Below are 18,789 nucleotides of genomic sequence, written 5' to 3'. Positions count from 1 at the left end.
CTCGGTGTGCAACCTTGCACGTTTTTTCATTTGAGCGTTGGGAGGTCGGAATTGATCAAAGGGGCTAAAGGCGTTGAGGCCATCGGTTGGGCAGCCAAGATGATCCGCCCCCTGGCCGATGGTGGCGAAGGCGCCCCGGCCAGCCAGATCACCCGAGAGTTCCATGTCGCCCGGCTCAACGGGAACGAGGTACTCCGGATATCGGCCCTCGGGCTCTATTGGGCATTCATCAACGGCCGGCGGGTCGGCGAGGACGTACTGACGCCCGGCTGGACGAACTATGACGCAAGGCTCTCCTATCAGGTCTACGACGTGGCCGGCCTGCTCAAGCAGGGCGCCAATACCATTACGATTTGGATCGGCGATGGTTGGTACCGATCGCCGCTGATGTGGATCGAGGAGCGGCGGAAGAACATCTGGGGCACCAGGGTTTCCGCAATCGCCGAGATCAGAGGCGGGGCAGATCTGGCCGATATCGTGGTGTGCACCGATGAGCAGTGGGGGAGCGGCGAAACACCCGTCCGCAAGTCGCAGATCTATTTCGGCGAGATCTTCGACGCGACCCTGGCCCCGGAAACGCAAGAGGGCGTCGAGGTTGTCGATTTCGATCCTCGCAAGCTCATTGCCCATGAATGCGATCCGGTGCGCGAGCTTCGGCCGCTCGATCCGGTGAAGCAGTGGCAAGACAGCGAGGGCCGCACCCTTTACGATTTCGGACAGAACACCGCAGGATACGTTCGGCTCAGCCTCGCGGCCGAGGGGCCGTCGCAGGTTCTCATCGAGCACGCCGAAGTGCTCGACAAGCACGGGCAGTTCTACAACGGCAACTACCGCAGCGCCGAAGCAATCATCAGGCTGCACCTCGACGAGCGGGGGCTCGCAGACTATAGCCCGCACTTCACCTATCAGGGCTTCCGCTACGCCCGCGTCACCATCAGCGGGAGCGCGCGTGTCAGGCGCATCCAGTCCGTGCCGATCTCGTCCGTCCCCGAGGCGACTGCCTCGTTCTCGAGCGGCAACCAGCTGGTGAACCGCTTTTTTGAGAACGCTATCTGGTCGCACCGCTCGAATTTCATCGATGTGCCGACCGACTGCCCGCAGCGCGACGAGCGGCTTGGCTTCAGTGGCGACGCACAGGTGTTCGCCGGCACCGCCTGCTATCTCGCGGACAGCCACGACTTCCTGGTCAAGTATGTCCGCGAGCTGATGGTCGACCAGGCGCCGGACGGGGCCATCTCGCATACGTCCCCGCATATTGTGCGCGTGAAGCCGGGCAAGCGCATGCAGTACGGCTCGACCGGGTGGGGCGACGCTATCACTGTCATTCCGTGGCGGCTCTACCTGCAATATGGCGACAAAGACATCCTGGCCGAAGCGCTGCCGGCGATGCTCAAGTGGATCGATTTCGTCTGGTCGTTGACCAAGGACGGGATCGTGCGTCCGCCTGCGACGCCTGGAGCGCGCGGCTTCTGCCTTGGCGACTGGCTTCAGCCCAAAGGCCCTAGTTCCAAGCCGCTGCCGACGATTGGCGACGATGCGGCCGCAACGCTCTACCTCTTTATCAGCCTCGGAATCGCAGTCCGAGCCGCCGAGCTCGTCGGAGAACCAGAGATCGCCCGGCGGCTGTCGAAGCTGCGTTCGGAAGTCGAGACTGCTTTCCGCAACGAGTTTGTCACCCCCTCCGGCCGACTCGCCTACGACGACCAGACGTCCTACGCGCTGGCGCTGCTCCATGGCCTGGTCCCGAGCGACAAGCTGGCCGCGGCGACGAGATACTTCAGGAGCGCCATCATGCGGACGGGAGGCAGGCTCGGAACCGGCTTCATCGGGACACCGGCTTTGCTTCCGGCCTTGGTAAAGGTCGGTGAGGGGGCCCTGGCCGGTGAGGTGTTCCTGCAGGAGGATGTCCCCGGCTGGCTCTATCAGGTGCGGATGGGGGCAACGACCGTGTGGGAGCGCTGGGATGCCATCCAAGCCGACGGCACGATCTACAATCCGCAGATGAACTCGTTCAACCACTACGCGTTTGGGGCCGTGTGCGAGTGGCTGTTGGAAGGCGTCGCAGGCTTCCGGCCTGACGAGCATGCGCCGGGCTTTGAAAGCGTCATCTTCTCGCCAACTGTCGTGGATGGATTGTCCCCGGTCGCGGCCCACTACGACTCGATACGGGGCCGGATTTCGGCGTCCTGGACGCTGACGGGTGACAAGGTTCGCTACGAGTTCGTCGTGCCCGCAGGAGCGCGGGGCACGCTGCGCCTCTCTCCGGACTATCGGGACGCCGAGCTCGACGGGGCGCCGATCATGGTTGGCGCTCACCCGATCGTCGGGCCGGGTCGGCACGTCGCCGTGTTCAAATACGCTACACCGGCCAAGCAATTGGTTCATGACTCCCCGCTTGCGGCGAACATGCCCTGAGATTGCGCACGTGCAACGTTGAATGTGCAACCTTGCACACAGACAGTTTGTGGGTTAAGTCAGACAGGTATGCGCTCGTTAAGAAGCGCGGGGTGGAGCAGGGAAAGGTGCGGCGGTGCGCCTCCAGCAGACAGTGACTGCGACCAACCCGGCGAACGAGGGCACGAGGAGATAACGGAGGATTTGAATGGCTAAACTATCGATCCGCAACGTGCTGGCGGGCGCCAGTCTGTTTGCGATGGCGCTGATTGCAGGGGGCGCTAATGCGCAGCAGGTGACCCTATCGCTGCTCGTCGACAACTCGCCTGAAGTGCTGACGCGGTTCGAGGCTCTCGTGGCGGGTTTTGAAGCTGCGAACCCCGATGTCAACATCGAGATCGAAACGAGGCCCGGCGGCGAGGAAGGGGGCAACCTCGTAAAGACCCGTCTTGCAACGGGTACGATCACGGACCTTTTTACCTACAACTCGGGTTCGCTGCTCAGGGCACTCAATCCCGGGCAATTCATGGCCGATCTCAGCAACGAGCCATGGCAGGCAGATGTGCAGGAGACGTTCAAGCGCGTAGTCTCGACACCGGAGGGCGCCATCGTAGGGGCGCCATTCAGCACCGCTTCTGCCGGCGGCATCCTTTACAACAAGCCCGTCTATGAGCGGCTTGGTCTCTCCATTCCCAAAACCTGGGACGAGTTCCTCGCGAACAATGAGGCAATTCTCAAAGACGGCAAGATCGCCCCGATTATCCAGACCTACAAGGACAGTTGGACGAGCCAGATACTGATCCTCGCCGACTTCTACAATGTCCAGGCGGCCGAGCCCGATTTCGCGACGCTCTACACCGAGGGCAAGGCGAAATTCGCGACCGACGCGGCAGCGCTTCGCAGCTTCCAGAAGCTGCAGCAGGTGTATGAGGCCGGCCTGTTCAACAAGGATTTCGCCTCGGCCGGCTACCAGGACGGCATTCGCATGCTGGCAACTGGAGAGGGCGCGCACTACCCAATCATCAGCGGTGCGCTGCGGGCGATGGGAGCAACCTATCCGGATCAGCTGAAGGATATCGGCTACTTCCCGGTGCCGAGCGATGACGCGTCCAAGAATGGCCTCACGGCCTGGATGCCGCAGGCGCTCTATGTGTCGAAGAACACGCCCAATCTCGATGCTGCCAAGAAGTTCCTGGCTTTCGTTGTAAGTCCCGAAGGCTGCGAGATTCTCAAGAGCACCGGCGGCGGCACGGGTCCCTTCCTGGTCAAGGGTTGCGTGCTCGAGGGTGCGGCGCCCGCCGTCTCCGACATGCTTCCCTTCTGGGACAGCGGTAACAACTCTCCGGCCCTGGAGTTCCTCTCGCCCATCAAGGGCCCGGCGCTCGAGCAGATCACCGTCTCGGTCGGTTCCGGCATCATGACGGCCGAAGAGGGTGCCAAGCTTTATGACGAAGACGTCCGCAAGCAGGCCCAGCAGCTCGGCCTCGCCGGCTGGTAATCTCGCCCAATTGCAGCTCCGGAGCAGTCCGGAGTTGCTCCTCGTGAAGCAGTTGGTGACGATGAGTGATTTGTCGATGACGGGGCTTGCGACGCAGCGTTCGACGCCCAGGCCGCGGTTCAAATCCGGTGGGCTGTACCCCTATTGGTTCTATGCCCCGGCGGCGGCCATCTACGTGGTGCTGTTCCTGTTGCCGACCGCGTCGTCCTTCTATTTCAGCCTGATGCGGTGGTCGCTGTTCGACGCCACCTTCATCGGCCTCGACAATTTCGCGCAGTTCCTGCGCGAGCCGTTCCTGCTGCAGGGCCTTGTCAACACGCTGACCTTCGCTGCGATCAGTGCTAGCCTCAAGGTAGTGCTCGGGCTCGGCTGCGCGGTGCTGCTGACCTCGCAGATCATCGCTCGCGGCTACCTCAGGGCGGTGATCTTCTTTCCAGTGGTCGTCTCCACCGTCGGCGTCGGCATCACCTTCACGGTGCTCATGCATCCCACTGAGGGCGCCATCAACCAGGCCCTTGCGGCTATCGGCATCGTGGGCCCCGATTGGCTGACCAACCCGCGCCTTGCCCTCATCTCCGTCGCGTTGGTCGATGTGTGGAAGGGTGTCGGCATGGCGACAGTGATCTACATCGCGGGGATCGTGTCGATTCCCAAGGACTATTTCGAGGCCGCCCGCATCGACGGTGCCTCCAAGCTGCAGAACTTCCTCTACGTGACGCTGCCGCTCTGCCGTCCCGCCACTGTGACGATCGTCACGCTCAGTCTGATCGGAGGTCTCAGGACCTTCGAGCTCGTGTGGACCATGACGCGTGGCGGCCCCGGCTTTTCATCCGACGTCATCGCCTCGGTGATCTACAAGCAGTACCAGTCGGGCTTCTACGGTCTCTCGACCGCCGGAAACGTGGTGCTGTTCCTGTTCATCGTGCTGCTCGTCGTCCCGTTGACGGCCTACTTCAACCGGCGGGAGGGCCACGAATGAAGCTGATCAAGGACTACTGGCTGGGCGTGCTCGCCATCATCGTTACGGCAGTGGTGTTCCTCGTGCCCTTCGCCTTCATCGTGCTGATGGCGTTCAAGGACCAGCAGCAATCGGCCCTTCTCGATTTCTCGTGGCCGCAGGTGAACAACCTGTGGGCGAACATTGTCGAGGTCGCTTCGACCCGCAACTGGATGCTGATCACCGCCTTCGTCAACTCGACAATCCTCACCGTCTCAGGTGTGACACTACTCGTGATCTTCTCGGCAATGGTCGGCTTCGTCCTGTCGCGCCGCCGGAGCCGCTTCAACCGCCTCGTCGAGTTCCTAATCCTCGCCGGGCTGATGATCCCGCCGGCGGTCGTGCCGACCATCTGGGTCCTGCAGGGGCTCGGCCTCTTCGGCAAGCTGCACGGCCTCATCCTGATCGAGGTTGCCTATCACCTCTCGTTCTGCGTGCTGCTCTACAAGGCCTTTATCGCCACGATCCCACGCGAGCTCGACGAGGCCGCGATCATCGACGGCGCGCGGCCGCTCGATGTCTTCTTCCGGGTGATCCTGCCGCTGCTCTGGCCGGTGACGGTGACGATCATCGTCGTGCAGACCGTCACGATCTTCAACGACTTCACCAACCCGCTGTACTACCTGCCGGGCAACCAGTTCGCGACCGTGCAGCTGACGCTCTACAACTTCCAGAGCCAGTTCGAGACGTCGTACAACCTGCTGTTCACAAACATCCTGTTGATCACCATCCCGCCGCTCGTCGTCTTCCTCTTCTTTAATCGGCAGATCATCGCAGGCATGACCGCAGGCGCCGTGAAAGGGTAGGGTTGCGAACGAGGCGAAATCTATCGCGGATCGGTCGAGATCAGCGGCGACTGCTTGCATTGCGCGTGGGCTCGTCGTTAGGCACGATGGGGCTCGTGGCGGACAATCGGGAGCGACTGCTTCTGGCGCAGAGAGCAGCGCGGTTGAACTTCTGACGTTTCATGGTGATAGCTCGCCACCTCGCCCGCCGCGTCGCTCGCAAGAGCGGCTGCCAGGCTTGCCGCCGTCCCAGGGAGAGCACGGAATTCCAGTACATGTTCGGCGATCTCCTGGCCTTTGGTGGCCAGACCGACATGAACCGCAAAACTTCTCTTCAGGCTCTCGCTCACCGGCACGGCTGCCGTCCTGTTGTTGCTGGCGCTGGCCTACTGGTGGCGAGGCATTGGTACACGAGGTGGCAGGCACGCTCATGTTCGCGCTGCCGCTCGGGCACAACCTGATCAACCGCCGGTGGTAGGGGATGCTTACTCTTCCGAGGCCACCGCTCCGCACTGAGCTGCGGCATGGCTCCGGGAACAACAGCCTCCAGCGATCTAGGACGGAAGAATCTTTCAGTCTTTTGGCTTTTCGTGTCGAAGACGCCCCGGACCGATGGAATAGTGGAAAGATACGACGCACCCCGGACCAAAGTTCGGAAGCACCTTTCTCGCCGCTGTGGCTATGATTCAGCATCGATTTTGCAGTTGCGGGTGCCTGCCGAAACTGCGGATCGAATGAAACAGTCATGGGTACGAGAGGAGTCTCCAATGGTTGACACGTCGCATGCCAACTCCGTGAAGAATGTGGTTCTTGTGCATGGCGCATTCGCCGATGGTTCGGGCTGGCGCAGGGTCCACGATGACCTGACGCAGCGCGGGTTTTCTGTGACCATCGTGCAGAACCCGCTGACCTCGCTTGCAGACGACGTCGCCGCAACCACACGGGCACTCGACCGACAGGATGGTCCGGTGATCCTGGTCGGCCATTCCTGGGGTGGAACAGTCATCACGGAAGCGGGCGTCCACCCGCGCGTGGTGGGCCTCGTCTACGTCTCGGCCCTTGCCCCGGACAAGGGCCAGACAACCAGTGACCAGTATGTCGGTTTCGCCGGAACCCCCAACTTCGTGATCGATGTGCAGAGTGACGGCTTCGGCTATCTCAACCCCGAGAAGTTCAAGGCCGGCTTCGCACATGACCTCAGCGATGAGGAAGCCGCCTTCCTGCGCGACTCGCAGGTGCCCATCAACATGTCGGTGTTCGGAACCGCCCTGACCAACGCCGCCTGGCGGATCAAGCCAAGCTGGGCCGTAATCGCGACCGAAGACCAGTCCTTCGATCAGGCGATGCTCGTTCACATGGCTGAGCGCGCCGGCGCGCAGATCACCAGGGTTTCGGCCAGTCACGCGCTCTACATTTCCCAGGCGAGCGTGGTCGCGGACGCCATCCAGGCTGCCGCGCAGGGCTCGGCTCACTGAAGAGCGCGGGCGCAGGTCTGAAGGGTTGCCGGCATCGGTCCTCGACGCCGGCAACCGCTGAGCTGCCTCAGCTCTTGGTGGCGATGAACTTCGCCAGCGTCTGGTATTCCTTGCAGCTCGTATTGCCGCAGAGCTTTTCGAGGGTTGCCAGCTGCTTGTTGGCCTTGGCCAGCTGGCCGATCTCGACATAGAGCTCGCCCAGGTATTCGGTGGCGCCCTTGTGGCGCGGGTCGAGCTTGAGCGCCTTGAGGTAGAAGCCCTGGGCGTTCTTGTAGTCGCCGGTTTTGCGCAGCGAGTAGCCGAGCAGGTTGTTGGCCTCGGCGCTGCGCGGGTCGGCGCGGACGATCTGCTTCAGCATGGTCGCCGCCGATTTCCACTTCTGGGCACGGATCAGCGCTCGTGCATCGTTGAGCGATGGCCCGCTCACGCTCTGCGAGGTGGAGTTCGATTCGTAGCCACCCCCCCCGCCGCCGCCACCATCGACAGCGCGCACCGGCGCGGTGGCCAGCATGCCGACGACGAGCGTCGCGCCAGCCAGCACAGTCAGAGTCTTCGTGAGCAATTTCAATGGCATCTGGGTCTCCATTCGGCCATGCTCCCCCTAGCCACCGCATTGGGTGGCTGATGGGAACAACACCCGGGACCCGAGTTTATTCCCTTGGGAGCTCGTGGCTGAGCAGCCCCATGATCAGGTCATCGCGCCAGGCGCCATCGAGGAACACCGTCTCGCGTTCCCTGCCCTCGACCTGAAAGCCGCATTTCTCGTAGCAGCGGATGGCCCGGATGTTGCCGGCGAGAACGCGCAGCGAAACGCGGTGCAGGCCGAGCTCGTCAAAGCCATATTCGAGCACCCGGCGTGCCGCCTCGGTGCCGAGGCCGCGCCCCTGATCCTGTTGCCGCAGCAGGCCGATGGCGAGCGAGGCGCGCTTGTCGACCAGGTCCACCCGGTCGAGCCGAACCGAGCCGAGCAGCGACGCGGCCTCGATGATCCAGGCATGGGGATGCTCGATGAGAGCGCCAACCCAACGCTCAGCTTCCTTACGGCCGAAGGCCGCGCCGTTCGGCTCCACACCATAGAGCCTCAGGTTCTCGTCGGGCTCGGCGCCGAGGGCCAAGCGTGCCTCAACGTCTGCGGCGGTCGCAGGCCGCATTGTCAGGTTCTGCGAAACGAGTATGGGCGGCATCTGGCTCCCCAGGCAATGCCGCCCTGTTTAACCGTTCTCAGGAGATGCGGCGATAGCCGCCGCGTACGCCGTCGGGGCTCAGCACCAGTTGCCAGAGGTGGATGTTGCGGGCCCGGAACATGGCGGCAAACACCTGCAGGTAGAAGCGCCACATGCGCCAGAAGCGGTCGCCGTACTTGTCACGCAGACTGGGCCAGGCAGCGTCGAAATTGGCCCACCAGGCCATCAGCGTCCTGTCGTAGTCGGCGCCGAAATTGTGCCAGTCCTCCATCACGAACAGCCGCTCGCTGGCGGCGGCGATCTGCTTGATCGAAGGCAGCATGCCGTTGGGGAAGATGTACTTTTCGGTCCACGGATCGCCGTGGGTGGAGGTGAAGTTGTTGCCGATGGTGTGCAGCAGGAACAGCCCGTCGGGCTTCAGCAGCGCGCGGACCTTGCTGAAATAGGCCTCGTAGTTCTTGTAGCCGACATGCTCGAACATGCCGATCGAGATCACCCGATCGAACTGGCCCTCGAGCGCCATGTAATCCATCAGCCGCGTCTCGATCGGCAGATTGCCCTTGCTCGCCTCGGCGAAGGCTGCCTGCTCCTTCGAAATGGTGATGCCGACGCCTTCGACGCCGTAGCGCTCGGCGGCGAACTTCAAAAACCCACCCCAGCCAGAACCGATATCGAGGATCTTCATCCCCGGCTCGAGCCCGACCTTCCTGCAGATCAGATCGAGCTTGGCCTCCTGCGCCGCGTCGAGCGTCGCCGCCTCGGCCCAGTAACCGCACGAATAGATCATCCGCTTGTCGAGCATGGCGGCATAGAGGTCGTTGCCGATGTCGTAGTGCCGCTCACCCACCTCGGTGACGTGGGCGCGCTGCAGGTTGAGCAGCTTGCCGCGCACGAAGCTCAGCGCCAGCCCGATATCGGGCTTCAGATGCGCATAGATGTCGTACTCGAGCAGCTTGTGGATGAACTGGTCGAGCGCATCGGTATCGAACCAGCCATCCATATAGGCTTCGCCGAAGCCGAGGGTGCCGTGGCTGATGGCGCGGCCCCACAATCGGTCGTCATGCACGGTGACATCGAAGGGCCGGCTGCCGCCGAGTTCGATACCTGCGTCTTTGAGGATGGAGGTGAAATAGGACTTTGGCCCGGCGCTCATCGCGGAACCTCGATAGTTATGATCCTAACGAAATTCTAACGCCACTCCAGCTGCCGGGCAAGCCCCGGCAACGCCATGCTGCCATTCGCTATTCTGGGTTGTCAGCGTGAAAACGCCTCGAACGGATTGCTGACGGTGAGTTGCCGGATCACCGCCTCATCGATCCCCCCGGTGCGCAGCAGCGGCAGCATAACGTCGCTCAAATGGGTGTAGGGGGTCGGGGTGCCGCCGCCGGGGATCGCCGGATCGTACCAGCCGCGGTCGTGGCTGAGCAGCAGCTGCGAGCCGAGGTCGGCATCGAGGGCGCGGAGGATCAGTTCGCTCACCGCGGCATCGGGGGCCCGGCCGACATGGTCGTATTCGATCCAGGCGCCGCGCTGCGCCACGGCGATGTTGAGGCCGAAATCCTTCTCCTCCTGGGTATGGATCGAGATGAAGCGGTCGGCGCGATAGCCCTCGGCCTCGATGATATCGAGCTGGTCCATCACCACCCGGCCCTTGATGGTATGGCTGCCGATCACCGCGCCGGCGCGTTGCGCCGCCCGCGCCGCGGCCCGGAGGATCTTGGCCTCGAGGGGCGTGATGCCGTCATCGCCGGCCGAGATCTTGATCCAGGCGGCTTTGACCCCGGTATCGCCGACCCCCTCGGCGAGATCGCGATACATCTGCGCCTCGAGTTCGGCCTCGCTGGCATCGCGCACCCAGTCGGGGATCCACGGTTCGCGGTAATTGCCGGTGGGGACGACGATCGGCAAGCCGGTGGCGCGGCTGACGGCGAGATCGATATCGACGCGGAGGCCGACGCCGCCGGTCGAGCATTCGACCAGCGCGGTGATGCCGCGCGCCTTGATCGCCTCGATCTCGGGGCTCATCACCCGCACCACGTCCTGAGGGTCGGCCTCGGCATAGCCGGGCTGATCGGGGGTGCGCAGATCGACGAAGACGTGCTCGTGCGGCAGGATCATGCCGAGCTCGTCGGCCCGCTTCGGCCCGAGCGTGGTGTGCAGCAGTTTCATGGATGTCTCCTCGGGCCGAACATCCCCGAGTTCGGCGCCAAAGGCAAACCTCCCAAAGCGCTTCAGGAAAAGTTGCAGACTTTTCCGGTTCGAAAGCGCGTCAAGTTAAGGACTTCGGCTCGTCCGCCTCGCCCGGCACGAACTTCAAGAGGTCACCCGGCTCGCATTTGAGGTAGATGCAGATCGCTTCCAGCGTATCGAAGCGCATGCCCTTCACCTTGCCCTGGCGCAGCAGCGACAGGTTGGCCTCGGTGATGCCGACGAACTCCGCCAGATCCTTGGACTTGATGCCGCGTTCGGCCAGCAGCACGGCGAGATTGACCTTGATCGGCATCAGATGAACTGCGCGTTTTCTTCGGCGATGGCGGCGGCTTCGGCCAGCGCCCAGCCGACCAGCGTCAGCACGGCGCCGACCAGCAGCATCAGCAGCATGTCGGAGCTCACCGAAATGGCCAGCTGCTTCTGCCCCGCTGGCGCCTTCCAGCTCAAGACCACGCTCAGCAGCGCGCCCGACACCAGCTTCAATACGGTGCAGGCGAACACCCCGATGGCGAAATCGCGCATCCCGGTCGCAGCGACCAGCCCGAACGGCCGGCCCTGCCGGAAGGCTTCGAGCGCCGAAGCCAGGCGCAGCAACCCCCAGCTGAGCGGCAGCACCGGCAGCAGCGCCAATGCGGTGGCGAGCAGGCGCTGACCCAGTCCGAACTCGGTGAGCCAGGCGGGAGGCACCAGCGCGGCGCCGGCCAGTTCTTCGGCCGGCGCAAAGCCCCAATAGGCGAGGCCAGCAAGCGGCAGCGCCACCGCGATGACCAGCGCAGCGACGCGCGTCATCTGGCTCAGGGTGGCAATCCGCTTGCGGCGGACGTCGTCGGGAACGGCTGGTCGGGCGGTCGTCATTGATGGCTCCTCGGGATCGGCATGCAAGCCATACAGCAATATGTTATTGTTGCACAATAAGAAATCGCTGTGTAACAAGCTCGCCGTTCGCTTTTTCAACAGGAGCTTCCCATGCCTCGTATCCGTTTGTCCCTCCTCGCCCTGCTGCTGGTCGCCGTCACCGCACCGGCAATCGCCGCCACATCGAGCACCTCGAAAGGGCAAATCTCCGTCGCGCAGGTGATGCAGATGCTTGATCGCGCCGGTAGCGACCAGCATGCCGGGCAGCTGCTGCAGGCCTATCTGGGCGGAGTCGGCGAGTCGGCCGGCGTGCTGCTCAACGCCACCGATGCCAAGGGCAAGCCCTATGTCAGCTGTTCGAAGCCGATGGCGCTCAATGCCGGGCTGGTGCGCGACGTGCTGGCCAATGGCGCGCCCAACGCCGAGAGCTGGGGCGAAACCGCGGCGACGCCGCTGCTGGTCAACGCCTTGGTTAGCATGGCCGACTGCCGCTGAAGCACGAGGCGGCAGTCGCCTGCCGCCTCGCCGTTCTGTCACTCGACCGGCTCAGCCCCAGCTGCGCAGCCCGAGCAGCTTCTCGCCCAGTTCGGTGAGCGTGGCGGTTTCGGCGTGCTTTTTCTCCCACTCGCGCGGGTCGCCGGGGAAGGCGTCACGCTGGGGGTGGTCCAGTTCGCGCCACAGCCGTACCCGCTCGGCCCGCTCGAGTACGTCGTCCTCGTTGGCCGGGAACATCGAGATGTACTGCGCCATGCGCACGCGGTTGCCCGAGTTGATCGAGTGGTTGGGCCTGACGCCGTGCGCCAAGAGGGTATTGAAGATCATCAGGTCGCCCGGCTCCATCTCGATATTGGTGATCGTGAGGCCGGTAGTATCGGGATGCATCGGATCGCGGTCGGCCGGCTGGGTCTTCACCCAGGTGTCGAAATCGTAGAACAGCTCCGGAATGCACTGAAAACCGCCGATGTCGCCGTCCTGCTTGACGAGGCTCAGCACGCCCTGCACGCCGATCGGCAGCGGGTCGAGCGAGGTATCGCTGTCCCAGTGGATGAAGCCGTTCTGGTTGGGACCCGGCACCTGTTTGGGCGGGTTGAGGTTGGCGCGGTCGATCGACACCCACAGCTCCTCGATATCCCAGATATCGACGAAGGCATCGTAGACCCGCTGCTGCTGGCGGTTATCCCACAGGTACTGGTGGTTGTAGATCTCCACCATGCCGGTGCCGTTGAGCTCGGTCATGATGTGGTCGCGCCGTTGCGGCGTGTACCAGGTCGCGGGATCGTTGGGGTCCTTCTCCTCAAATTCCCAGAGCAAGGCCTTGAGCCGCTCGACATGCGCCGCGTCGACTGCGTTGCGAACAATCACGTAGCCGCGTTCCTGCCAGTGCTTGAAATCCGCTTCGCTCAGCACCCTAAGCGGCAGGGTCTTGTTGATGTCCTTGAGCTGCGTCGTGACCTTCTGCGTGGTGGGATGCGAATCCCGCTTGATCCCAGCCGCCATGCCTTGCGGTGCCATGCCCTGAGCCATCGACATCATAATCCTCCATCTGATGCTCCCCTCGGGGATTGCTTCGATGCGAGGAGGCTAAGCCGGTAGAGGCGGCCGATGTTGCCGCGCTTCGGCGAATTCTGATACTATTCTGGCGTTGATGGAACCACGATGGCGCGATGAAGCCGCTTCTTGAGAAGGTGATGCCGCCGGATGACGCCTCCTGGGCCTGGCTCGATCGTCGGCTCGAGGATGCCATCCCGTTCCAGTGGCACCACCACCCGGAATTCGAGCTGACGCTGACGCTCAACTCGGTGGGCCAGCGCTTTATCGGCGATCACATCGGCGACTATGACGACGGCGACCTGGTGCTGATCGGCCCCAACCTGCCGCACACCTGGGCCAGCCGCGACAAGCGCAACCCCGCCGCACCGCACGTGGCGCGAGTGATGTGGTTCCATCCGAATTGGGCCGCCGGGCTCACCGCGTTGCTGGCCGAATTGCGTGGGGTCGCCGAGTTGCTGGCGCGGGCGCAACGCGGCCTTCGCTTTTCGGATGGAGCGGCGGCGGCGGTGCGGCCACTGATCGACGAGCTGTTCGCCCGTCCTGCCGCCGACCGGCTCTCGGTGCTAATCGATATCCTGCGCCGGCTGGCCGATGACGGCGACGCCACGCCGCTGGCCAGCCCGATCGCTGCGGTGCCACAGCACTCCGCCGATCGCACCCGGATTGATCGCGTTCTCGATGTCATCCATCAGCGCTACATGGAACCACTGGCGATCGGCGAACTGGCTGACGTCGCGGCGCTCTCAGCCTCGGGCCTCCATCGGATGTTCGTGCGCCATGTGCGCAGCCCCGTATCGGTCTACATCACCCGCCTCAGGCTCGGGGAAGCCTGTGCTTTGCTCTCGGCTACGACACGGCCGATAGCCCACGTCGCTTCCGACGTGGGCTATGACTCGCTTGCCAATTTCAACCGCCAGTTCAAGGCGATGAAGCAGATGACGCCGCGCCAGTACCGGCAGAGATTCGCGGCCGGCCGCCGCTAGAGCCCGGTCGGCTTGACCGAGCAGGGCGCGCCAGCCTTGGCCGCCGCGTTGAGCACGTCAGCAACGCGCACATCCGCACCGGCCTGAAGGCCGCGCTTGAGCTGAACATAGCCCTGGGCGCCATGTTGCTTGACGCTCCAGCGCAGCTTGGTGCCGGCCGGAACATCGATGGTGCCGACATTGGCGACCAGCAGATCGGCGCCACCGACGCGACAATCGAGGGCGAGACTGCCGTTCCGTACCGCCAACCGCAGCTTTGCGCCGCGAAGCACGGCGTCGTTGAGGCCGGCCTCGGGGTTGGTGAGGACCGCCCGGTTGATATGATCTTCGGTCGTCGGCATCACCGCTTCGTTGAGGCTGTCCTGCGGCGAGGGACTGATTTCGCTATTGAGGCCACCGATCGGATCGTAGGCCGAAGCAACGCCGGTGCCGAGCAACAGCGTGGTGATCGCCGCGAGGGCGATACAGTTCATCTTATGCATTGGGATTTCCCTTAGAGCGGCAGGGGTTGCCGCCTCGTTGGGCGCCGTATCGCTGCCGCGGCTTGAACCCGGATTGAGCAGCATGTTCAGGCGAAGTTCACAGGCTGAGGTCCCGGCGACGACCGGGACCTCGCCGTCGGTCAAAGCCCGATTGCCTTGGCCGAGCAGACGGTGCCGGCTTCGACGCCGCCCGGCAGCACGTTGCTGAGCTTGAGCGCCTTGCCCGGCTGCAACGTCTTGCCGAGGCTGGCGACGCCGCTGATCCCCGCCGCCTTCCACTTGAACTGGGTGCCAGCCGGCAGCGCCACCACGCCGGCATTGGCAATACGCAGGTCGTCCGGGAACTCGCTCGGCGTCCCCGAGACGACGCAGTTGAGCGCCGCGCCGAGCTTCACGTTGGCGCTGAGCTGGCTGCCCTTTGCCTTGCCAGCTTTGCCGGGCGCGCCGTTGCCCATGTCGATGCCCAGATCGACGACGTCGAGCGGCGGATTGAGCACCTCGAAGAGGTCTTCATTGACGGTGACCTCAAGCTCAGGCTGCGGGTTGAAGATGCTGCCGAAATCTGGCGGATCACTATCCGGCCTCGCATCGTCGAAGATGTCGATGGAGTGCGAGTCGTCGCTCGAACCCGAGTCGCCGAGGCCCGGGATGTGAATACCACCCGCCGAAGCGAGGCTGGTGCTGAGAAGGATCGCCGCGAGGGCAAGGCTTGCCGATCTGGTCACGTTCATTTCAGTCTCCTGGTGCCGGGAGGGGACGGCGCCGGTCATTCGGTCGCCGGTCCAGTATTCCCGGTGGATGACTGGACGGCGGCCTTATGACGGGCTTCCACTGAACCGCCTTTGAGTGCAGTGTTTATTGCGCATTCATAATAGTTGTGGATTTGCAATGGTTCCAAATGTGCAAGTAATAGCTGCCGCCGACCCGCAAAGCCCGATGGCGCAGTTCCTGCGGCTGATGTCGGCGCAACTGCTGTCGAGCACCGCCCGTGACCTGCGGCACGAGAATATGTCGCTGGCAGAAGTTGCCTCGCTCTACCTGCTCGATCGCGACAAGGCCCTGAGGATCAACAGCCTCGCTACCGCCCTGGCGCTGTCGCTGCCGGCGGCGAGCCGGGTCGCCAGCACCCTGGTGGAGCGCGGCTTCGTCGCGCGCGCCGAGGACCCGGATGACCGCCGCGCCAAGGTGCTGACCCTCACCGCCGAGGGCACCGGGCTGCTCAACACCCTGAGTGGGAACCTCGTGGGCGAAGTGTCGCGCGTCCTCGCCACCGCCAACACGCCGGTCAGTAACCGGTTGGCGCAGCTGTTCGGCAGCATGGTCGCAGACGGCATGGCGGCGCCGACGAAGCCCGCCGAACCCGGAGACAGGCGATGAGCACCGCCACCCGCATCATGCGCAAGCTGGCGCAGAACAACCGGCTCGCCAACCACCGGCTGCTTACCGCGTGCCTCAAGCTGCAGCCGGGCGAGTTCGAGGCGATGCGGACGAGCTTCTTTCCCACCCTGAAGATGACGCTCAACCACATCCTCACCATCGATTGGTTCTACGTCGATGCGCTGGAAGGCGGCACGCTCGGTCCCAAAGCCTGGGATCCGGAGGAGCCGTTCGACGCCATTGGTCCGCTGGCGGCAGCGCAGTTCGCGGTCGACCAGCGCCTGCTCGCCTTCTGCACCGGCCTCACCGATGCGCGTCTCGCCGCCGAAACGCGGGTGCATCGCACCGGACGCATCCAGGTGGAACGCACCGACGACCTGCTGCTGCATCTGTTCATGCACCAGACCCACCACCGCGGCCAGGTGCATGCCATGCTGGCGGGTAGTTCGGTGAAACCGCCGCAGCTCGACGAGTTCCTCACCGCCAGCGATTTCCGCGACCGGGTCGACGACATGGCGGCGCTCGGGTGGAGCGAAGCGGAGCTCGGCGCGTAACGATGGCTCGGCAGCATGGCGAACTGGTGCAGTGGAACGACGAGCGCGGCTTCGGCTTCATCGCGGCAGACGATGGCGAGCGGCGCTTCGTGCATATCAGCGATATCGGCCGGATCGCCACGCGACCGCGCGCCGGCGATCGGGTGTCGTTCGCACTGGGCCGTGGCAGCGATGGACGGCTGGCTGCCAGGGAGGTGAAGATCGCCGGCGCCAACCCTCTCAACGCGGAGGCGAGACGCCGTAGCGCCCCAACGCCCGCCACACCGAGCATCGGCGTGCGCGGGGTGACAGCCGGCATCATCGTTTTGCTCGCCTTCGCCGATTATCTGCTTGGTCGGGCGCCCGCCTGGCTGCCCATCGCCTACCTGGTGCTCGGGGTGGTCGGCATCACCGTCTACTGGTTCGACAAGCGGGCGGCCAGAACGGACCGCTGGCGGGTCACAGAGCAAAGTCTTCACATCATCGATGCGATCGGTGGCATCGCTGGCGGGCTCGTCGCGCAGCAGCTGCTCCGCCACAAGACCAGCAAGCAGAGCTTCATCGCGGTCACCGTGCTGATCGCCGTCGTGCACGTCGCGGTTCTGGCGAGCCTCGGCCTCGGGTGGTGGACATTCGCCAAAGTCCTGGCTTAGCCCATTGACCGTGGCGGCGCCCGCACTTACTAAAGCCGTGACTTAAGTGAGACTCGTGATGGACGATCTGGCATCCGTGCACGACCACCGCTTCGACATCGTCACCAGCCGGGTGCTGAACGCCTCGCCTGCGGCGGTGTTTGCGGCCTTCGCCGATCCGGCCGTACTGTCCACCTGGTGGGGACCCAAGGGGTTTCGCGACACCATCCATGCCTTCGATTTTCGCGTCGGCGGCATCTGGCGGCATACGCTGCACAATCCCGATGGACGCGAGCATGAGAACGAAGCGCGTTTCACCGCGATCGAGCCCGATGCGCGCGTCGAATTCGACCACAACTCGGGCAAGCATTTCACCTTGAGCTTCAGGCCGGCACCGGGCGGCAAGACGCTGTTCTCACTCGGTATGACGTTCGAGAGCGCCGAGGCGCAGCGCGCGGCGCGGGAGCTGGTCAGCCGCTCCAATGACGAGAATATCGACCGGCTGGCAGCGGTCCTCAGACAGTAGGGGCAGACCCGAAGGCCTGCCCCGCCAGCTCTAGATCAGCTTGCCGAAGAACGTCCTGATGTCCTCGACCAGGAGGTCCGGCGCGTCTGTCGCGGCGAAGTGGCCACCCGAGGGCATCTCGGTCCAGTGCACGATGTTGTTGGCCCGCTCGGCAAAACTGCGGACCGAGCGGAAATCCCACGGGAACACTGCGACGCCGGTCGGCGTGTCGTTGCGTTCCTCGCGATAGCCCGAGCCGGAGCGCGCATCCTCGAGATAGATGTTGCCGGCGGAGCCGCCCGAGGCGGTGAACCAGTAGACCGAGACATGCGCGAGGTAGCGGTCGCGATCGACATACTGCACCCCTTCGCCCTCGAAGCCGAAGAACAGCTCGGTGTTCCAGGCCAGCTGGCCGATCGGGGAATCGACGAGGCCATAGCCGAGCGTGCCGGGGCGCTTGGACTGGATGTCCTGGTAGCCGTTGTATTTGAGGAAGCCGTCGAGATTGGCGAAGCCCTCCTTCTCGAAGGGCGTGAGCTTCTCCATCTCGCCCGGCGCGCCGGTCGGGAAGGCGAAGATCTGCTGCAGGTGGGTGCCGACCAACCCTTCCGGCGCGAGGATGCCGAGCTCCTTGCCGACGAGCGAGCCGACATCGCCGCCCTGCGCGCCATAGCGGCTGTAGCCGAGCCGCTGCATCAGCGTATCCCAGGTCTTGGCCACCCTGGCGGTATCCCAGCCGGGCGCCGCCAGCGGCGTCGACCAGCCATAGCCGGGGAGCGAGGGGATGACGAGATCGAAGGCCAAAGCCGGATCGAGCCCATGGGCGCGCGGATCGCTCAGCGGACCGATCACCTCGAAGAACTCGATGACGCTCGAGGGCCAGCCATGGGTGAGGATCAGCGGGAAGGCGTTGGGTTCCTTCGACTTGATGTGGAGGAAATGGATGGTCTGCCCGTCGATCTCGGTGAGGAATTGCGGGTAGGCATTGAGCTTGGCCTCCCAGGTGCGCCAGTCGAACTGGTTCAGCCACTGGTCGGCCAATTCCTTGATGAAGGCCACCGGCTGGCCGCGGCTCCAGTCGGTGGTCGTGGCATGCGGCCAGCGCGCCATGGTCAGGCGTTCCTTCAGGTCCGCGATCTCGTCGTCGGACAGCTGAACCTTGAACGGGGTGATGGTCATTTCGTCTGCTCCGGTTGCATGGGAAACAAAGGCGCCGAGCGCCGGGACGACTGCCGCCGCAGCTGCGGCCTTCAAGAAGCTCCTGCGATCCAGATCGGTCATTGTCGGCTCCCGTTTCGCGCCGAACCACCATGGCCCGGCGTCTGAG

At 64.0% G+C, this 18,789-nt stretch carries 22 protein-coding genes; 11 read left to right on the top strand and 11 right to left on the bottom strand.

Annotation, left to right across the window (positions count from 1 at the left end; translation table 11 throughout):
- Positions 1-51: 51 nt before the first annotated feature.
- From ASC89_RS02825 to ASC89_RS02810, 4 genes are all read left to right on the top strand, one after another.
- A complete protein-coding gene (locus tag ASC89_RS02825) occupies positions 52-2,415 on the top strand; it encodes a family 78 glycoside hydrolase catalytic domain (protein WP_320410454.1) in 2,364 nt (787 codons plus the stop codon).
- 187 nt (positions 2,416-2,602) lie between these two features.
- Positions 2,603-3,892 carry an ABC transporter substrate-binding protein gene (locus tag ASC89_RS02820; RefSeq protein ID WP_055994390.1) on the top strand — a complete coding sequence of 430 codons (1,290 nt, stop codon included), beginning with the start codon at positions 2,603-2,605 and terminating at the stop codon, positions 3,890-3,892.
- A 76-nt stretch (positions 3,893-3,968) separates the two neighbouring features.
- Positions 3,969-4,871 (top strand): carbohydrate ABC transporter permease, encoded by a 903-nt coding sequence (locus ASC89_RS02815; RefSeq protein ID WP_055875924.1) that lies wholly within the window; start codon positions 3,969-3,971, stop codon positions 4,869-4,871.
- Positions 4,868-5,695, top strand: coding sequence for a carbohydrate ABC transporter permease (locus tag ASC89_RS02810; protein ID WP_055874113.1), 828 nt, complete (start codon positions 4,868-4,870; stop codon positions 5,693-5,695). The genes ASC89_RS02815 and ASC89_RS02810 overlap by 4 nt, the downstream gene beginning before the upstream one ends.
- 77 nt (positions 5,696-5,772) lie before the next feature.
- Here the strand turns inward: ASC89_RS02810 and ASC89_RS28680 are convergent, their stop codons facing one another.
- Positions 5,773-6,030 carry a hypothetical protein gene (locus tag ASC89_RS28680; RefSeq protein WP_162247893.1) on the bottom strand — a complete coding sequence of 86 codons (258 nt, stop codon included), beginning with the start codon at positions 6,028-6,030 and terminating at the stop codon, positions 5,773-5,775.
- A 378-nt stretch (positions 6,031-6,408) separates the two neighbouring features.
- On the opposite strand from ASC89_RS28680, the gene ASC89_RS02805 reads away from it, so the two are divergent.
- Positions 6,409-7,149 (top strand): alpha/beta fold hydrolase, encoded by a 741-nt coding sequence (locus tag ASC89_RS02805; RefSeq protein WP_055994387.1) that lies wholly within the window; start codon positions 6,409-6,411, stop codon positions 7,147-7,149.
- Between the two features lie 67 nt (positions 7,150-7,216).
- Here ASC89_RS02805 and ASC89_RS02800 read toward each other — a convergent pair whose 3' ends face one another.
- The 6 genes from ASC89_RS02800 to ASC89_RS02775 all read right to left on the bottom strand — a co-directional run bounded on the left by ASC89_RS02800 (position 7,217) and on the right by ASC89_RS02775 (position 11,399).
- Positions 7,217-7,723, bottom strand: a complete 507-nt coding sequence (locus ASC89_RS02800) for a M48 family metallopeptidase (RefSeq protein WP_162247892.1) — start codon at positions 7,721-7,723, stop codon at positions 7,217-7,219.
- A 76-nt stretch (positions 7,724-7,799) separates the two neighbouring features.
- Positions 7,800-8,300 carry a GNAT family N-acetyltransferase gene (locus ASC89_RS02795; RefSeq protein WP_274532682.1) on the bottom strand — a complete coding sequence of 167 codons (501 nt, stop codon included), beginning with the start codon at positions 8,298-8,300 and terminating at the stop codon, positions 7,800-7,802.
- Positions 8,301-8,370: 70 nt separating this feature from the next.
- A complete protein-coding gene (gene cfa / locus ASC89_RS02790) occupies positions 8,371-9,486 on the bottom strand; it encodes a cyclopropane fatty acyl phospholipid synthase (protein ID WP_055994379.1) in 1,116 nt (371 codons plus the stop codon).
- A gap of 101 nt (positions 9,487-9,587) precedes the next feature.
- Positions 9,588-10,502, bottom strand: a complete 915-nt coding sequence (locus ASC89_RS02785; RefSeq protein ID WP_055874132.1) for a phosphotriesterase — start codon at positions 10,500-10,502, stop codon at positions 9,588-9,590.
- Positions 10,503-10,602: 100 nt separating this feature from the next.
- A complete protein-coding gene (locus tag ASC89_RS02780; protein ID WP_055874135.1) occupies positions 10,603-10,836 on the bottom strand; it encodes a helix-turn-helix transcriptional regulator in 234 nt (77 codons plus the stop codon).
- Complete coding sequence (locus ASC89_RS02775; protein ID WP_055994376.1) at positions 10,836-11,399, bottom strand: hypothetical protein; 564 nt, start codon at positions 11,397-11,399, stop codon at positions 10,836-10,838. Before ASC89_RS02775 ends, ASC89_RS02780 begins: the two co-directional genes overlap by 1 nt.
- A 111-nt stretch (positions 11,400-11,510) precedes the next feature.
- Here ASC89_RS02775 and ASC89_RS02770 point away from each other — a divergent pair, with 111 nt between their 5' ends.
- Positions 11,511-11,894 (top strand): hypothetical protein, encoded by a 384-nt coding sequence (locus ASC89_RS02770; RefSeq protein WP_055994373.1) that lies wholly within the window; start codon positions 11,511-11,513, stop codon positions 11,892-11,894.
- A 51-nt stretch (positions 11,895-11,945) separates the two neighbouring features.
- Here the strand turns inward: ASC89_RS02770 and ASC89_RS02765 are convergent, their stop codons facing one another.
- A complete protein-coding gene (locus tag ASC89_RS02765) occupies positions 11,946-12,896 on the bottom strand; it encodes a phytanoyl-CoA dioxygenase family protein (protein WP_055875927.1) in 951 nt (316 codons plus the stop codon).
- Between the two features lie 167 nt (positions 12,897-13,063).
- Between ASC89_RS02765 and ASC89_RS02760 the strand changes: the two genes are divergently transcribed.
- The gene (locus ASC89_RS02760; RefSeq protein ID WP_055994370.1) at positions 13,064-13,933 is read left to right on the top strand and encodes an AraC family transcriptional regulator; all 870 of its coding nucleotides are present in this window, start codon (positions 13,064-13,066) and stop codon (positions 13,931-13,933) included.
- Here ASC89_RS02760 and ASC89_RS02755 read toward each other — a convergent pair.
- On the bottom strand, positions 13,930-14,415 hold the full coding sequence (locus ASC89_RS02755) for a hypothetical protein (RefSeq protein ID WP_055874147.1): 486 nt from the start codon (positions 14,413-14,415) through the stop codon (positions 13,930-13,932). The genes ASC89_RS02760 and ASC89_RS02755 overlap by 4 nt on opposite strands.
- 140 nt (positions 14,416-14,555) lie before the next feature.
- The gene (locus ASC89_RS02750; protein WP_055874149.1) at positions 14,556-15,146 is read right to left on the bottom strand and encodes a hypothetical protein; all 591 of its coding nucleotides are present in this window, start codon (positions 15,144-15,146) and stop codon (positions 14,556-14,558) included.
- Between the two features lie 205 nt (positions 15,147-15,351).
- On the opposite strand from ASC89_RS02750, the gene ASC89_RS02745 reads away from it, so the two are divergent.
- The 4 genes from ASC89_RS02745 to ASC89_RS02730 are packed head-to-tail and all read left to right on the top strand — an operon-like array spanning position 15,352 to position 17,483.
- Positions 15,352-15,792 (top strand): MarR family winged helix-turn-helix transcriptional regulator, encoded by a 441-nt coding sequence (locus ASC89_RS02745; protein WP_055874153.1) that lies wholly within the window; start codon positions 15,352-15,354, stop codon positions 15,790-15,792.
- The gene (locus ASC89_RS02740; protein ID WP_055874156.1) at positions 15,789-16,346 is read left to right on the top strand and encodes a DinB family protein; all 558 of its coding nucleotides are present in this window, start codon (positions 15,789-15,791) and stop codon (positions 16,344-16,346) included. Before ASC89_RS02745 ends, ASC89_RS02740 begins: the two co-directional genes overlap by 4 nt.
- 2 nt (positions 16,347-16,348) lie before the next feature.
- A complete protein-coding gene (locus ASC89_RS02735; protein WP_055874159.1) occupies positions 16,349-16,978 on the top strand; it encodes a DUF1294 domain-containing protein in 630 nt (209 codons plus the stop codon).
- A 58-nt stretch (positions 16,979-17,036) separates the two neighbouring features.
- On the top strand, positions 17,037-17,483 hold the full coding sequence (locus tag ASC89_RS02730) for an SRPBCC domain-containing protein (RefSeq protein ID WP_055874162.1): 447 nt from the start codon (positions 17,037-17,039) through the stop codon (positions 17,481-17,483).
- Positions 17,484-17,513: 30 nt separating this feature from the next.
- On the opposite strand, the gene ASC89_RS02725 is transcribed toward ASC89_RS02730, so the two are convergent.
- Positions 17,514-18,743: an epoxide hydrolase family protein gene (locus ASC89_RS02725; RefSeq protein WP_156384475.1), complete on the bottom strand. Its 1,230-nt coding sequence runs from the start codon at positions 18,741-18,743 to the stop codon at positions 17,514-17,516.
- Between the last annotated feature and the right edge of the window lie 46 nt (positions 18,744-18,789).

Origin of the sequence: Devosia sp. Root413D1 (assembly GCF_001425235.1) — a bacterium.
Classification (GTDB): domain Bacteria; phylum Pseudomonadota; class Alphaproteobacteria; order Rhizobiales; family Devosiaceae; genus Devosia_A.
The sequence above is the reverse complement of the archived record's forward strand: the minus strand, read 5'-3'. Positions and strand labels throughout refer to the sequence as shown.